13 protein-coding genes are annotated in these 14,257 nt (G+C 70.6%); 6 read left to right on the forward strand and 7 right to left on the reverse strand.

The genetic code is table 11. The features are described 5' to 3' along the window. Positions 1 to 3: 3 nt before the first annotated feature. From ACFYWJ_RS06380 to ACFYWJ_RS06395, 4 genes are all read right to left on the reverse strand, one after another. Positions 4 to 1,248: a CHAT domain-containing protein gene (locus ACFYWJ_RS06380; protein WP_355275080.1), complete on the reverse strand. Its 1,245-nt coding sequence runs from the start codon at positions 1,246 to 1,248 to the stop codon at positions 4 to 6. After that, positions 1,245 to 2,759: a tetratricopeptide repeat protein gene (locus ACFYWJ_RS06385; RefSeq protein ID WP_355275079.1), complete on the reverse strand. Its 1,515-nt coding sequence runs from the start codon at positions 2,757 to 2,759 to the stop codon at positions 1,245 to 1,247. Before ACFYWJ_RS06385 ends, ACFYWJ_RS06380 begins: the two co-directional genes overlap by 4 nt. Positions 2,760 to 2,913: 154 nt before the next feature. Beyond that, positions 2,914 to 4,095 (reverse strand): hypothetical protein, encoded by a 1,182-nt coding sequence (locus tag ACFYWJ_RS06390; protein WP_355275077.1) that lies wholly within the window; start codon positions 4,093 to 4,095, stop codon positions 2,914 to 2,916. Then, the gene (locus ACFYWJ_RS06395) at positions 4,095 to 5,447 is read right to left on the reverse strand and encodes a hypothetical protein (protein WP_355275075.1); all 1,353 of its coding nucleotides are present in this window, start codon (positions 5,445 to 5,447) and stop codon (positions 4,095 to 4,097) included. The genes ACFYWJ_RS06390 and ACFYWJ_RS06395 overlap by 1 nt, the downstream gene beginning before the upstream one ends. 132 nt (positions 5,448 to 5,579) lie before the next feature. Between ACFYWJ_RS06395 and ACFYWJ_RS06400 the strand changes: the two genes are divergently transcribed. The 4 genes from ACFYWJ_RS06400 (at position 5,580) to ACFYWJ_RS06415 (ending at position 9,725) form a co-directional block, all read left to right on the forward strand. Continuing rightward, complete coding sequence (locus tag ACFYWJ_RS06400) at positions 5,580 to 6,089, forward strand: lipoprotein LpqH (RefSeq protein WP_355275073.1); 510 nt, start codon at positions 5,580 to 5,582, stop codon at positions 6,087 to 6,089. A 41-nt stretch (positions 6,090 to 6,130) separates the two neighbouring features. Next, the gene (locus ACFYWJ_RS06405) at positions 6,131 to 6,931 is read left to right on the forward strand and encodes a hypothetical protein (RefSeq protein ID WP_355275071.1); all 801 of its coding nucleotides are present in this window, start codon (positions 6,131 to 6,133) and stop codon (positions 6,929 to 6,931) included. Between the two features lie 133 nt (positions 6,932 to 7,064). Further along, entirely contained in the window at positions 7,065 to 9,131 is a 2,067-nt protein-coding gene (locus tag ACFYWJ_RS06410; RefSeq protein WP_355275069.1) for a PhoX family phosphatase, read from the forward strand. Between the two features lie 162 nt (positions 9,132 to 9,293). Continuing rightward, positions 9,294 to 9,725 carry an AbfB domain-containing protein gene (locus ACFYWJ_RS06415; RefSeq protein ID WP_355275067.1) on the forward strand — a complete coding sequence of 144 codons (432 nt, stop codon included), beginning with the start codon at positions 9,294 to 9,296 and terminating at the stop codon, positions 9,723 to 9,725. Positions 9,726 to 9,730: 5 nt separating this feature from the next. Here the strand turns inward: ACFYWJ_RS06415 and ACFYWJ_RS06420 are convergent, their stop codons facing one another. Then, entirely contained in the window at positions 9,731 to 10,471 is a 741-nt protein-coding gene (locus ACFYWJ_RS06420; protein WP_355275066.1) for a glycoside hydrolase family 25 protein, read from the reverse strand. Positions 10,472 to 10,631: 160 nt separating this feature from the next. Between ACFYWJ_RS06420 and ACFYWJ_RS06425 the strand changes: the two genes are divergently transcribed. After that, a complete protein-coding gene (locus ACFYWJ_RS06425) occupies positions 10,632 to 11,315 on the forward strand; it encodes a pentapeptide repeat-containing protein (RefSeq protein WP_355275065.1) in 684 nt (227 codons plus the stop codon). A 1-nt stretch (position 11,316) separates the two neighbouring features. Here the strand turns inward: ACFYWJ_RS06425 and ACFYWJ_RS06430 are convergent, their stop codons facing one another. Next, on the reverse strand, positions 11,317 to 12,657 hold the full coding sequence (locus tag ACFYWJ_RS06430; protein ID WP_355275063.1) for a glycogen debranching protein: 1,341 nt from the start codon (positions 12,655 to 12,657) through the stop codon (positions 11,317 to 11,319). Between the two features lie 54 nt (positions 12,658 to 12,711). After that, the gene (locus ACFYWJ_RS06435) at positions 12,712 to 13,215 is read right to left on the reverse strand and encodes a DUF6069 family protein (RefSeq protein WP_355275061.1); all 504 of its coding nucleotides are present in this window, start codon (positions 13,213 to 13,215) and stop codon (positions 12,712 to 12,714) included. Positions 13,216 to 13,406: 191 nt separating this feature from the next. Between ACFYWJ_RS06435 and ACFYWJ_RS06440 the strand changes: the two genes are divergently transcribed. Then, positions 13,407 to 14,096, forward strand: a complete 690-nt coding sequence (locus tag ACFYWJ_RS06440) for an SDR family oxidoreductase (RefSeq protein ID WP_355275059.1) — start codon at positions 13,407 to 13,409, stop codon at positions 14,094 to 14,096. Positions 14,097 to 14,257 lie beyond the last annotated feature (161 nt).

Raw genomic sequence — 14,257 nt, forward strand, 5'->3', positions numbered from 1 at the left:
CGCTCAGTCCGTCACGGTGGCGAAGGCCGCCCACAGCAGCGGGGCATTCTCGGGGGCCGGGTCGGCGCGCCACGCGGCCAGCTGTGCGCGCTGCCAGGTCAGCAGCGTGGGGATGGGTGTGGACGAATCGTGGGCCGTGTCAACGGCGCAGATGGCGGCCTGTAGAGGATGGCCCGTCGCGCTGGTGAGGGTGTGGAAGGCGTGGTCGGTGGGGAGCGGCCAGCGGGTCGCGGTGACCAGTTCCGCCCCGGCCGACAGCGCGGCGGTGGTGAGCCCGAGCGCCTCGGTGAAGCGCAGGTCACCACCGCTTTCGCAGGCGATGAGGGCGACCCGGCTCGGCATCGGCCACAGTTCGCGGCCGGCCGTCGGCACGGGGTCGATGGTGTGCGTGCCGAGCAGCAGGTCCTTGGCCGACAGCGGACGATGGGTGCGGGTCGGGGTCGCCAGGCCGCGGGCCGCGGCGGTGCAGCTCAGGTGGAGTTCGGCGTGCTCGCTCTCCCCGGATTCCGGCGGCGGCGCGGTGACGTGGCCGACGTAGACGAGTCGGCTCGCGCCCGCCCGCAGCACCGTGGACAGCCATTCGCGGTCGGTGTCGGTGCGGCGGAACAGGTCGACCGGATCGCCCGCGTGTGGCAGGAGCCTGCCGTCGTAGCGGCCGAAATGCCGGGCGACCAGGGTTTCCGCGCTCGGCCTGCCGAGGACGGAGCCCAGTTCGGAGTCGGCCCGGTAGCCGGGTATCCGTGGATCGAGCACCGCGACGACCGGTAGCTCGGCGGTGTCGGCCCAGTGGTGCACGACCCGCTCCGGCGCGTGCACAACCGAGGCGGGTGCGAGCAGACTGACATCGGCGATATCGAGCAGCCGGAGCTCGGGATCGGGCGCGATGATCTCCCACGGCACCTGCGCGAGGCGCGGGGACGGCTGGATCCGCAGGTGCGGCCGGATGCCGCGCTGGGACAGCTCGTAGAGCTGCACGGCGAGCCCATACGGCAGCAGGGCCCGGGAAAGAGCTTGGGCCAGTTCCTTTTCCGCGGCGGGGTCCGCCAGCGCGCCCTCGGTTATCACCCGTCGCAGCTCGTCGGGCCGCCCGGGATCGGGGACCGCGTCGGCCAGCAGTTCCAGCACCTCGCGGACCTGATCTCTGGGCAGGATCCCGACGCCGCGTGCGGCGGTGTCGTCGAGCCAGCGCCACGACACGTAGACATCGCCCGCGTCGGCCATTCTGATCAGGGCGGTGGGGGCGCTCATAGCGCGATCACCCGGTCGTCGCGTACCGGTCGCGCGTAACGTCGCTCGGCATAGGAGATGAAGTCCGACAGCACGATTCGACCGTGGTCGGACAGTCTCGGCGGGGGCGCGACGGGAATGCCCGCGGCCGCGGCGACCTCGGCGAGCGCGGTGCCCAGCTGGAGTGCGGGGGCGGCGACGGTCTCCTCGTCGGGTGCGTCGAGCAGCTCGAAACCGAGCGTCGGCGTGAGTGCGTCGTCGAACGCCGCCGGGTCGAGACCGGTTCCCGCGCACTGGGTATCGATCAGATCGCTGACCAGCTGTCCGTCCCCGGACAACACCGCGAACCGGAACGCGAGCCGCATGGCCGGTTCGGCGACCGCGCGATGCCAGTGCTCCCGCTGGTTGCCGTTGGGCAGGGTGTGGCGCACCGCGTCGATCGCCAGCGCGGCGGGCACCGCGAGCCCGACGCCCTGCGCGACCAGGGCCGGATCCGGTTGCGCGGCCTGCTCTATCGCGGTGTGCAGCAGTTCCGCGTGCCAGTAGTCGAGCTGGGCGCAGTGCAGGCCGAGGGCGTGCGCCGAGTACTCGGCGAAGGCCGCGGCGAGCAGTTCCTCGCAGCCCGCCGGGTCGCCGAGGGCGAACAAGGTGGTGGCCAGCCGCAAGCGGACGTCGGCGGCGTCGATGACCGCGCCGGTGCTGTCGAACCGCTCCAGCGCGCGCAGGTAGCCGGCCCGCGCGGCGTCGTAGTCACCGCGGCCCTCGGCGAGGAAACCCAGTGTCTTGTAGCCGATTCCGGACCAGTGCCCCAGCTCGGCGCCTTCGAAGAACGCCTGGCTGGACCGCAGCGGCTCCTCGGCCTCGTCGTAGCGGCCCGCCCGGACCAGCATGATCGCCAGGTTCTGCGACGCCTCCGCGACCGCCGCCCGATCGCCGGTGGCGGCGAAGGCGGTCATCGCCTGGCGGGCGAAGTCGAAGGCCATCTCGTGCCTGCCGGTCTCGAACGAGCTCGCGGCCAGGTTCATCAGCGGATGACCCGCCAGTTCGGGCGCGAAACGCTCGGTGACGCCCAGTGATTCGTTGGCCAGCTCGGCGGCGTGCGCCCACTGCTGGCGATGCAGCGCCACCGCGGTCAGCGAGAGCAGGCAGGCCACCCGGACCATGCCCTGGTCGGTGGTGCCGGTGAGCAGTTCGCGCGCTTCTTCCAGCGCCTGCTGCGCGGCGTCGAGTTCACCGAGGTGCTGGAGCGCCTGCGAGAGGTTGACCAGGGCGGCGGGTCGCTGGTGCGCCGCGTCCTCCGGCATGACGGCCAGCGCGGTCCGGAACAGCTCGACCGAGCGCCGATGCTCGCCGATCTCGTCGGCCATGCTCGCGGCATTGATCAGCGCCGCACTGCGCAGCCGGGGCGCCGCGCCATCGGCGATCCGCTCGAAGATCGCCAGCGCGCCGACCAGATCGCCGCGCTGATACGCCGCGTATCCCTCGGTGAGCTGGGCGTCGTCCTTGTCGGAGGTCTTCCCTACGGCTGCCATCTGCTCCCTCGCCTCGGTCGGGGACGGTCGTCGAGTTCGGCTGTCGGCCGCTCGAAATCGGGGGACGGCCTGCTCTCCGCCGACCGACGAAGGCGCGGCAGGCAGGGCCGGGCCGAGTGCGCCGACGGATGTTCTGCGGTGCTCGGCGCGAGCATCAGAAGTCCGAATCATCTGCGGCGGCAACGGCTTCGGCACCGAGTAGCAGTTCACCGGGCATCGATCCGGTGAGCCGCTGCCGGGCGAATTCCCGGATCAATCCGCGCGCGGATGTCTCGTCCGGCCGCGGGCCCGCCGGTCCGACACCGGGCACGAAGACGTCGACGGCCAGTTCCTTGCCGAGGAACTCGCCGACCCGGACTGTGCCGACCCAGGCGTCACCCTGGCGTCGCAACGCCACCTCGGCGACCTCGGCTCCGGCCGTGACGCGGGCATGCGGGCGCAGATGCGCGGGCACCTCGCGCGGGCCACCGGGCGCCGCGACCACGCTGACCTGCACCGTCGATGCTCCCGCTGCCCGCACGGCCTGCCACGACACCGCGCCACCGCCCGCGTCGACGATGCCGGGCGGGCACCGGCGCCAGTCGCATTCACCACTGCCGCGCGCGAACACGAGGCCGCCGGTGCTGCCTGGGCCGCCGGCGGCGAGCGCGTAGTCGTCCGCGCGGGCGGCCTCCGGTCGCGGCCCGGCGGCTGCCTGCTCGGACCCGAGTGATGCCGAGTGGCCGGACTGCGGATCGAACGGCTCGGGCCCGGTCGGGTGCGCTGATCTGCCCGGATCGTCGCCGCGTCGTGCCCCTGAATCCGCTGCTGACGTACGGTCGGGCACTCCGAATCCGGCCGGGCGGTCGAGTGGCGTCGGCGGCTCGATGTCGAGGGCCATATCGCACACCTCGGTGAGCTCGTCGATATCGGCGGCCAGCAGCGTCGGGTCGAGCGCGGGGATGCCGTCGACGGTCGACGCGGGCCACCATCGAGAGGCCCAGTGCGCGTAAGCGAGTCGCCGCAGCGCGGCGGCGAGGTCCGGCCGGAGGGACGCGGCCGTGGGCACGCTCGTGGCGAGCGCCGGGTCGACGACGGCGCGGCGTTCGTGAGCGTCGGCGACGGCGAGCGCGACCTCCTCGCCGTAGACCGCCCACAGCCAGTCCTGGGCGGCGTCCGGATCGTCCAGCACGGCGGCGGGCAGGTCGGGCCCGGCGAGCAGGCTCCAGGTCAGGTGGCCGCCCGCCACCTCGAGCACGAGGACATCCAGCCCGGGCGCGGCATCGAGCACCGTCGGAGCGCCCGGCGGCAGCAGCGTCACGAGCTCCGCCGCGCGCGCGACGCGGATCGCGGTCATCAGCTCGCCCTCGCTTCCGCCACGGGCTGACCCAGGATGGTCAGCGCCTGTTTCACCCGGGCGCGATGGTCGAGGATCACCGACCGGGCGACGCCGTCGAGCAGATCCCACAGCTCACCGGGTTCGTAGACCGGCATCTCCCGCACATCGCGGCCGTGCAGGCGGACCCACAACCTGCGCAGATACGGTCGCCACGGGGTGCGCAGCTCGGCGGCCACGGTGGCCAGCGGGCCGGTCGCGCCGGGTCCGTGCACGGCGTACCGACGCGCTTGCAGCACATACGCTTCCCGCCGCCAGCGCTTGTTCACGATGTCGTGCGCGCGCGAAGTCGCGGGATCGCCTTGGTCCGTGGCCGCCGCGAGGTTCGGGTTCGCCCCGTCGGCGGTGCCGATCGGCGAGAGGCCGAGCGCCAGTTCGCAACCCACCGCCGCCGCGAGTCGCAGCGATTCGTCCAGCAGTGCCCAGGGGGAGCAGCCGCGCGAGATCTCCGTGGTGACCAGTTCCGGGATGTCCGGCAGATCGGTGCGGTCGACACTGCCCTGGAGCACCGTGAAGACCCGCTCGTAGATCGTCCGGTCGAACGGCAGTCCGAGATTCGCGGTCGACGCCGACGCGCCAAGGTCGGGACGTTGGGGACAGGTGTGCACGGTCAGTCCGAGGTCGTCGGCGCCGTGCGCCGGATGCGCCCGCCACAGCGCGATGCCGCGATGGGTGCCCGCCTGGTCCTCGATCAGCTCGTCGAGCAACGGGCCCGCGTCGGCGGGATCACCGTCGCGGGCCAGGGTGCTCGCCTCGAGCAGTTCGGTCAGCGCCGGTGCCAGATCGCGCACCCCGAAATCCGACAGCGGCCGCCGGTTCCAGGCGACCTCGACCAGCGCGGTGAGCTCCACCAGCCGATTCGGGTCGGTCACATGGTCTTTCAAGGCCGCCGTGGTGCGCCCGCCGGTGCTCTCGTGCACCTCGCGCAGCATCGCCTCGGCCCGCGCCCGCGCGTCCGGGCCGGGCGCGCCGTGCACGGTCGCGAGTTCGAAGCAGCGCTGGAAGTACAGGTCCTGGGCGTTGCCCTCGGTGATCCGCAGCGCTCGGCGCACCTGCTTGAGCACGGTGAACCAGTCCGCGCAGGCCCGCAGCACGTCGGATCGGGCCAGCACCAGTGAGGTCAGCAGGGTGGCGCCGTCGGCGGAGAGCACGGTCCCGGCGCACAGCGGATGCTGCACCGGCCGGATGACCAGCGGATCGAGGATCAGCTTCACGGTGCGGCGCAGCGGGCCGCCCTGGGGCCCGCTCAGGGCGTCGACACCATCGAGCCCGCGCCACACCTCGTCGAGCACCAGGGCGCGGGGTCTTCGCATTCGACCAGGTTAACGACATTTCCGGCGGGTGGCGCCCGGAAAAGTTGGGATCGGTAGGTCGGCGAGGATTTCTACCTTTCTCTCAACGGGTCAACGACAACCGGCCCGCTCGACCGAGAGAACGGAAACACCATGAACACCAAGCTGATCGCCGCCCTCGCCGCTTCCGCCGCCGCCACCGCGCTGTTCGTCACCGGCTGCAGCGACTCCGGCACCAGCTCCACCCCGTCGAGCACCGGCTCGGCCGCCCCGGCCCCGGCCGCGGGCAAGTCCTCCGCCAGCGTCGACGGCAAGGAATTCGCCGCCAAGTTCGACACCATCTGCGCCAAGCAGGGCGGCGTCCTGGCGCTGTCGCTGACCGACCTGGCCAATGCCACCTACGGCAACCTGTCGGTCAGCGCCACGGTCGAGGGCGACGCGGTCCAGGCGGTGGCCATCGGCGGCACCCAGGGCGGCTCGAACGGCCTGCCCTACGCGGTCGGCTACGGCAACGGCCAGCCCGGCGGCTCGGCCAAGCTCGCCAAGGACGGCAACACCTTCCGCATCACCGGCGAGGGTGTCAGCGCCGACATGACCAACCCGCTGGCCGGCCCGACCACCGCGAAGTTCGACATCACCTTCGCCTGCACCACCATCGCCTGATCCGTTCGCGACCCGGTCGCATCACTTCACGAGGAGGAATCATGAAATCCAAGCTCCGCGCGGCCGCGGTCGCCTTCGGTGTCCTGTCCGTCGGCTACTACCTCTACTACGGCCTCACCTACACCCCCGACGAGTTCACCGGCGGCATGCTCGGCTGGGTCGGCCCGCAGATGGCGCTGCCGATCATCGCCCTGACCATCGTGCCGATGGTCTTCGCCTTCACCGGCGACGGCATCATGGAGGCCTTCACCGGCCGCAACAGCGGCGAGTTCCGGCACGGCGAGGTGGGCATCGGCACCATCACCGCGTTCCGCCAGACCGGGGTCTCGGTCAACGATCAGCCGCAGGTGCGAATCGAATTCCGCGTGGAAGGCGCCGACGGGAAGGTCTTCGACTCGCACGCCAAGATGATCGTGCCGCTCACCGAGCTGGCGCTGCTGCAGCCCGGCGTGGTGCTGCCGGTCCGGTATCTGCCGGGCCGCACCGACAAGGTCGAGGTGGACCGCTCCGGCGACGCGGGCGCCGCGCAGCGGGCGATGAACGAATCGCTCATCCGCAAGGGCATCACCACCCGCGGCAAGCTCGACATCGCCGAGCGCGGCCTGGCCGCCCAGGCGGTGGTCCGCAGCCTCGACGTCCCCGGCCGGATCCGGGGCGGCTACACCGAGATCATCCTGGGCCTGGTGGTCACCCGCCCGGACGGCAGCACCTTCCAGACCAGCGCCGAGAAGTTCCTGCCGCCGACGGCCATCGGCCACGTGCAGGTCGGCCGGATCCTGCAGGTGCACTACCTGCCCGGCAACGAGCAGGAGGTGGTGATCTCCCTGCCGGTCAACGCCTGATGACAATCGAACCCACCCGAACTCGGCGAGGACAGCACTCGCCGAGTTTTGGTCGTGTGTTCATCTTCGCGTTCCCGCTGGCTCGCCTGGACTGCCTACCGTGCGGCGAAGTCCGACCTACTCAGGAGTCACCGTGAGTCCGAAACCGCTCGCCCTGTTCGTCAAGCACGACGGCCAGTCGGCACGCGCCGCCCTGACCTGTGAATACAAGTGTGGCAACGCTTGCTTCCACGAGCCGCCGAACACGTCCGAGGGCGCCTACTTCGGTGACATCGTCAGTGGCCTGAACCGTCGCGGCCTGATCAAGGGCGGCGCCGCCGCCGTGCTCGCCATCGGTGCGGCGGGCGCGCTCGCCGCCTGTGGCGACGACGCCTCCGAGGCCGCCGTCACCCCGGCGCCCACCCCGGCCGGAACCCCCGGCACCGGAACGGCGTTCACCGCCGTCGCGCCGAACAAGGAAGACGCGCTGGTCATCCCGGACGGCTACGAGCAGCAGGTGGTGCTCCGCTGGGGCGACCCGATCTTCGCCGACGCCCCCGCGTTCGACTTCGACAAGCAGACCGCGGCCGCGCAGGCCAAGCAGTTCGGCTACAACAACGACTTCGCCGCGCTGCTGCCGATCGAGGGCCAGGCCAACAGCTACCTGCTCGTGGTCAACCACGAGTACACCACCGGCCCGATGATGTTCCGCGGCTACGACAAGGCCAACCCGACCGACGAGCAGATCGCGATCACCAAGGCCGCGCACGGCATGGCCGTCGTCGAGGTCAAGGGCGAGCCCGGCACCGGCAAGCTGACCCCGGTCTTCGGCAAGTACAACCGCCGCATCACCGCCGACTCCGAGTTCACGCTGACCGGCCCCGCCGCGGGCAGCGCGTTCACCGTCACCGGCGCCGACCCGGCGGGCACGAAGGTGCTCGGCACCTTCGCCAACTGCGCGGGCGGCGTGACCCCGTGGGGCACCGTGCTGTCCGGCGAGGAGAACTTCAACGGCTACTTCGCCAACGGCGACAAGGCTTCCGATCCGCAGGGCCGGGTCAAGCGCTACGGCTTCCCCAAGGGCGGCACCCCCAACCAGTGGGAGCGCACCGACAAGCGGTTCGACCTGAGTCAGGAACCCAACGAGGCCAACCGTTTCGGCTACGTCGTCGAGGTGAACCCGTGGGACGCGTCCTCGACGCCGATCAAGCACTCGGCGATGGGGCGGCTCAAGCACGAGGGCGCGTCGATCTACGTCACCGACAAAGGTGACGTCGTCTCCTACACCGGCGACGACGAGAAGTTCGACTACATGTACAAGTTCGTGTCCTCGCGCAAGATCCAGTCCGGCACCGGCGCCTCGGCCATGCGGCACAACCTGACCATCCTCGACGCGGGCACCCTCTACGTCGCCAAGCTCACCGGCGACCACCCAGACAAGATCGACGGCAGCGGCACCGTCCCCTCCGACAAGGGCTTCACCGGCAAGGGCCAGTGGATTCCGCTGCTGGAGACCGGCGCCGACGGCAAGGGCAAGTCGCACGTCGAGGGCATGTCCGCCGCCGAGGTCGCGGTGTTCACCCGCCTGGCCGCCGACAAGGTCGGCGCCACCAAGATGGACCGCCCCGAGGACTTCGAGGCCAACCCGTTCACCGGCAAGGTCTACGTGGCGCTGACCAACAACGACAACCGCGCCAAGGACGAGAAGGTGGCCGGCGTCGACGAGGCCAACCCGCGCAAGCTGAACAAGAACGGCCAGGTCCTCGAGCTCACCGACAACCACACCGGCACCGACTTCACCTGGTCGCTGCTGCTGGTCTGTGGTGACCCGGCCGCCGCCGACACCTACTTCGCCGGCTTCGACAAGACCAAGGTCAGCCCGATCTCCTGCCCGGACAACCTGGCCTTCGATCCCTACGGCAACCTGTGGATCTCCACCGACGGCAATGCCCTCAAGACCAACGACGGCCTGTTCTCGGTGATCCTCGACGGCCCCAACCGCGGTGAGACCAAGCAGTTCCTCACCGTCCCCAAGGGCGCCGAGACCTGCGGGCCGATCGTCACCGAGCAGCGCGTCATCGTCTCGGTTCAGCACCCGGGCGAGGCCGACGACGCCACCCCCGACAACCCGCAGTCGCACTGGCCCGACGGCGGCGCGGCCCAGCCCCGCCCGGCCGTCGCGGTCGTGTGGAAGAAGAACGGCGGCCGCATCGGCGTCTAGCCGAATCCCGTCCCGCTGACGAAACCGCTACTCGACTGGGCGAGTAGCGGTTTTGTCATCTCCGGGCGCTGGTTTCGAGTAGCCGCCTACTCGCGCCCCGACCGCACCCGCCGCCGACACTGAATCCCGCATTCGTCGCACTTCCATCGAAAGGATTCGGCCATGGCGATTCGGCTGCAGTCGTTCAACTTTCCGAAATTCTTCGTCCGTCATCAGAACTTCGAAGGCGAGCTGATGGAGCTGAACTCGCCCGGCTTCGCCGACGACTTCGCCTGGGAGGAGGAGTTCCTGCGCAAGGATGGGGACGGATTCTCGATCGTCCGCTTCCGGTCCAAGAACTTTCCCGACAAGTTCCTGCGCCACAGCGACTTCCGTATCGTGCTCACCGCGGACGACGGGTCCCAGCTGTTCCGCAACGACTCCTCGTTCCGCAGGCGCAACGGACTCTCCGGTGACCCGGAACAGGGTTGGCGCTCCTACGAATCGGTCAACTTCCCCGGCCGCTTCATCCGGCACCGCAACTTCCACGTCTTCGTCGACGACAAGGCGCCCAAGCTCGCCGCCGACGCCACCTTCAAACGAGTCGACGTCTGATCGGGTCAGCTGCTGCCGAAGCTGGGCATGTTGGCGAAGCGGGCGAAGTCGCCCTGGGCGGTGTTGTAGAGGTTGAGGTCGGTGGCGCCGCCGATGCCGGGGATGCTGCCGCGGTCGGTGGTCTGCCAGAAGGTCCAGGTGGGCCAGTTGCCGGGGACTTCGGGTTCGGCCTCGCCGCGGTAGTCGGCGATCCAGAGCGGGTAGCGGGTGAACAGGCTGGTGTCGGCCATCGCCGTCTTCCAGAAGTTCGGGTACGTGTAGATGATCGGGGCGCGGCCGGTGAGGGCCTGGACCGTGTGCAGGTAGCGCTGGGTCCAGTCGATCAGGGCGTCCGGCGGCAGGCCGCCCGAGGTCTCCAGGTCAAGCACCGGCGGCAGGTCGAGCGGGCCGTTCTGGCCGAGGACCGTCGCCGCGTACAGCGCGGCCTGCGGTTCGGGCGGCAGCTCCGGCCTGGCGAAATGGTAGGTGCCGCGGGCCACGCCCGCCGTGCGCATGAGCAGGCTGTCCGGCACGAAGTACGGATTGACGTAGTGCAGCCCCTCGGTGGCCTTGACCATGGCGAATTGGTGTCCGGCCGCGCGGACCGCGTGCCAGTCGATCATCCGGCCGTCCACATGCTGCCAGGACGACACATCGGGACCGCTCGGCCCGGCCTGCGCGGTCACGGGCACGAACCCGGCCAGCGCGACCAGCGAGAGCGCGGTGCAACTGCGGCGAACCGTCGAACTCCAGCGCTTGGTGTCCATGGCCCTCGACCGTAGGTCATTGATGCGGGTGGGGCCAGTGTTACTGATGAGGTGTTGTCGAATAGTTGGCCGAGCACCCGGTCAGCGGCCTGGACCGCCCGGACCGGTCGGTGGGTGCCCGTATCTTGGTGCCGACATCCGACGACGGGAGTGATGGGCGATGGCGCGCAAGCGTGAGGTGCGGTTCGAGCCTGCGGTGGCGACCCCGGGCGGGTTGCGGCAGGCGACCCCGGCCGACGACCCGGCCGACGATCGCACCGCGGCCGCCGTGGAGTATCGCGGCGCCGACTTCGCCGAGGTCCACGTCTACGGCTTCACCGCCGAGGGCTGCCTGTTCGACAGCGTCCGTTTCCCGAGCACCCTGCGCCAGGCCACCATCAGCGAATCCGCCCTGCGCGTCTGCGATCTCGCCAATGTGCAGGCCGACGACTCCTCGATGTTCGAGACCGAGATCGCGGGCGGCAGGCTCACCGGCCTGTCCTGGACGGCGGGTGTGCTGCGCGACGTGCTCATCGATTCCAGCCGCGCGGACATGGCCTCCTTCGCCGAATCCCGGTTGCGGACCGTCGTCTTCCGCGACTGCGACCTGCGCCAGGCCGATTTCCAGCGCACCGAGTTCCGTCATGTCCGCTTCGAGCGCTGCAATCTCACCGGCGCCAGGTTCAGCGACGCCAGGCCGCAGCAGCACCTGCGGTTCGAGGAGTGCGACCTGACCGGCGTCTACGGCCTGACCGCCCTGCGCGGGGCTACCATCCAGGGCGGCGACCTGGAATCACTGGCCGCGACCCTGGCCCGCGAGCTCGGCATCACCGTCGAACCGCAGGCCGTCGGCGGGGAGTACTGAGTCAGCCGAGCCAGTCGAGAACCGAAGCGGCGGTCCAGGATTGCTGCATGCTTCCCAGCGGCGCGCCGGTGAACGGTTCGTAGTACTCGGCGAAGCTGCCGTCGCTGGCCTGGCGCAGTCCCTCCGCGCGCAGCATGTAGGCGCGTTCGGCCCAGCCGCGGCGGGCGAACGCCCAGGAGAACAGCCAGCTCATCACCGGCCAGACCGGGCCGCGCCAGTACTCGCGCGGCCGGAAGTCCTTGGACACCGGGGAGGTCGACGGCGGCAGCGCGTAGCGCAGGTCCGGGTGGCCGCAGAAACGCGGGCCTTCGAACGTGTTGAGCAGGGCGCGCTCGGCGGACCTCGGCAGCCCACCCGAGAGCAGCGGCGCGAACATCGCCAGCGTCTCGGTGCCGATCCAGCGTTGCAGCCGCACGTCGTAATCGCGTGCGGCGCCGGTCCGTTCGTCGGTGGTGGCCACGACGCCGGTGCGGAATCGGTCGGCCCAGCCGTGCAGCTCACGGACGTCGGCGTGCGGCTGCTTGTACTCCTCGCCGATGTCGGCCAGCACCTCGCAGGCCAGCGCGAAGATCGCCGAGACGAACACGTCCTCGACGGCGAAGCTCATCACCGAGGTGAGCTGGTAGTCGTCGTAGTTCGCCCGCCGCATCTGCTCGACCAGCCACAGGTAGCGGTCGTATTCGCGGTCGCTCGGGCGCTGGGTGGGGTCGGAGATGATGGCGGTGTCGGCGCGCCGGTACGGCGGCAGATCGTCGCCGGGGACCACATTGGCGTAGGCGCGGTCCCAGCGCGGGGAGTTGTCCATCCCGGACTCCCAGCCGTGGTACAGCGTGACGCGCCCGGTCTCCTTGGGGTCGCGGGCGTGCGCGAGCCAGCGGTGCCAGCGCACCAGATCCGGCCAGCGGCGGTTCAGGAACTCCTCGGCGACGGCCCTGGTCGAGCGGCCGTGCCTGCGCGAATGATCGAGGATGCGCTGCACCGCGATGGCGTGCACCGGCGGCTGGGTGATGCCGGAGGTATCGGGCCCGTCCGGCGCGTTGGCGGCCAGCCTGCGACATTCCCAGCGGGCCGGTCCGGGGAAATAGCCGTCGACGCCGTTGGCGAAGACGATGTGCGGGATCATCCCGTTCTTCCACTGCGCCGACAGCAGCGTGTCGAGTTCGACGACGGCGCGCTCCACGCTCAGCGGGGCCAGCCCCACCGCGACGAACGCCGCGTCCCAGCTCCACATGTGCGGGTAGAGGCGGGGCGCGGCGCTGGTCATCGTGCCCAGGTCGTTGCCGCGCAGGAGATAGGCGGCGCGGGCCGCGAGCTGCGTGGAGGTGAACCCTGGGTCTGTCATCTGTCTATTCTGCGACCGACCAGGCCGGATGGCATCCCGGCACGGCTGTGACGGTCAGTACCCCACTTGACGCGCGTCGTTCTGCGCCGCGGAGCCGACCGAACCGAGCATCGTGGTGATGCACAGGCCGACGACGAGATTGATCGCCGCGGTCGCGATCTTGGCGTCCATGTCGGCGACCAGGGTGAACGGCAGGATCACCGCGACGGCGGTGACGAGCAGGCAGATCCAGGTGAAGAAGGTCAGCGGACTCGGCATGGCCAGCAGCAGCACCATCAGCAGGGCCGTCGCCAGCAGCGCCGCGCCCGCCGCGGCCAGCGCGTAGGACGTGGTGGACACCGTGCCGTAGGCGCCAGCGCCCTCCGGCGAGAGGATCGCGATGCCGAGGACCCCGCGCACCAGCATGATCGCGACGACGACCAGCAGCGCGGCGACCACGGCGGTGCCGATGCCGCCCGCCCACAGTTTGCCGATATTGACCTTCGGTTCGGGCGGCTGCTCCTGCCCCTGGGGATACTGCGGGTTCGCTGGTCCGTAGTTGTACCGGGGATCGGTCATGCTTCGACGGTACTAGCGTCGGCTGCTGATCTGCGCCGAAACGGCGGTGGTGTCGAGTGCGGGCGGTCGATTCGTCGGGTTTGCCAGGAATGCGGACTGCCGCCGGGCACGGCGCGAAGGCGGTGGATCGGCGGCGTCGGTGCGGTGTTCGGGCGGCGAAGCGCCCGGCGCGGCCGGTTAGCGTGGGACGCATGACGGTGACCAGTACTCCCGCCCCGACCGCCCTCATCACCGGCGCGAGCCGTGGCCTCGGCGCGGCGATCGCCCGTGATCTCGCGCCGACCCACGAGCTGCTCCTCGGGGCGAGCTCGGCCGCCTCGCTCGCCCCGATCCTGGCCGAATTGCCCACCGCCACCGGCTGGCCCGTACCGCTGACCGACTATCCGGCGGTCGCCGCGGCGGCCGAGCGCGTCGAGCGGCTCGACGTGCTGGTGCACAACGCGGGCGTCGCCGACCTCGGCACCGTCGCCGAGTCCTCGGTCGAGCAGTGGCGAACCACGCTCGAGGTGAACCTGATCGCGGTCGCCGAGCTGACCCGGCTGCTGCTGCCCGCCCTGCGCGCCGCGAACGGCCATGTGGTGCTGATCAATTCGGGTGCGGGCCTGCGCGCCAATCCCGGCTGGGGTTCCTACGCGGCCAGCAAGTTCGGCCTGCGCGCCTTCGCGGACGCGCTGCGCCTGGAAGAGCCCGCCCTGCGGGTGACCTCGATCTTCCCCGGCCGGATCGACACCGACATGCAGCGCGCGATCGTCGCCGACGAGGGCCGCGAGTACCGCCCCGAGGAATTCCTCACCGCCGAGACGGTCGCGCGCGCGGTCCGCACCGCGATCGACACCCCCGTCGACGGGCACCCCACCGAGATCGTGCTGCGACCACGCTGACCAGGACCGATGCCCATCCCGCGGTGACGGCGGCGATTACGATCAGCCTGCGCCCGGTCCGGCGCGGCAGCGGCTGATTCGGTAGCCTCGCTTCTCGTGTGAACGATGCGGCCGGGGGTCGCCGCCGTTCGCCCGCATGTCCCCGCCGGTTCAGCTGTTCG

Origin of the sequence: Nocardia sp. NPDC003269 (assembly GCF_042888005.1) — a bacterium.
Classification (GTDB): Bacteria; Actinomycetota; Actinomycetes; order Mycobacteriales; family Mycobacteriaceae; genus Nocardia.

Bases quoted from the DNA above. Each gene is read 5' to 3' on its own strand.
- ACFYWJ_RS06380 (WP_355275080.1), bottom strand. From the start codon at position 1,248: ATGAGCGCCCCCACCGCCCTGATCAGAATGGCCGACGCGGGCGATGTC.
- ACFYWJ_RS06385 (WP_355275079.1), bottom strand. From the start codon at position 2,759: ATGGCAGCCGTAGGGAAGACCTCCGACAAGGACGACGCCCAGCTCACC.
- ACFYWJ_RS06390 (WP_355275077.1), bottom strand. From the start codon at position 4,095: ATGACCGCGATCCGCGTCGCGCGCGCGGCGGAGCTCGTGACGCTGCTG.
- ACFYWJ_RS06395 (WP_355275075.1), bottom strand. From the start codon at position 5,447: ATGCGAAGACCCCGCGCCCTGGTGCTCGACGAGGTGTGGCGCGGGCTC.
- ACFYWJ_RS06400 (WP_355275073.1), top strand. From the start codon at position 5,580: ATGAACACCAAGCTGATCGCCGCCCTCGCCGCTTCCGCCGCCGCCACC.
- ACFYWJ_RS06405 (WP_355275071.1), top strand. From the start codon at position 6,131: ATGAAATCCAAGCTCCGCGCGGCCGCGGTCGCCTTCGGTGTCCTGTCC.
- ACFYWJ_RS06415 (WP_355275067.1), top strand. From the start codon at position 9,294: ATGGCGATTCGGCTGCAGTCGTTCAACTTTCCGAAATTCTTCGTCCGT.
- ACFYWJ_RS06420 (WP_355275066.1), bottom strand. From the start codon at position 10,471: ATGGACACCAAGCGCTGGAGTTCGACGGTTCGCCGCAGTTGCACCGCG.
- ACFYWJ_RS06425 (WP_355275065.1), top strand. From the start codon at position 10,632: ATGGCGCGCAAGCGTGAGGTGCGGTTCGAGCCTGCGGTGGCGACCCCG.
- ACFYWJ_RS06430 (WP_355275063.1), bottom strand. From the start codon at position 12,657: ATGACAGACCCAGGGTTCACCTCCACGCAGCTCGCGGCCCGCGCCGCC.
- ACFYWJ_RS06435 (WP_355275061.1), bottom strand. From the start codon at position 13,215: ATGACCGATCCCCGGTACAACTACGGACCAGCGAACCCGCAGTATCCC.
- ACFYWJ_RS06440 (WP_355275059.1), top strand. From the start codon at position 13,407: ATGACGGTGACCAGTACTCCCGCCCCGACCGCCCTCATCACCGGCGCG.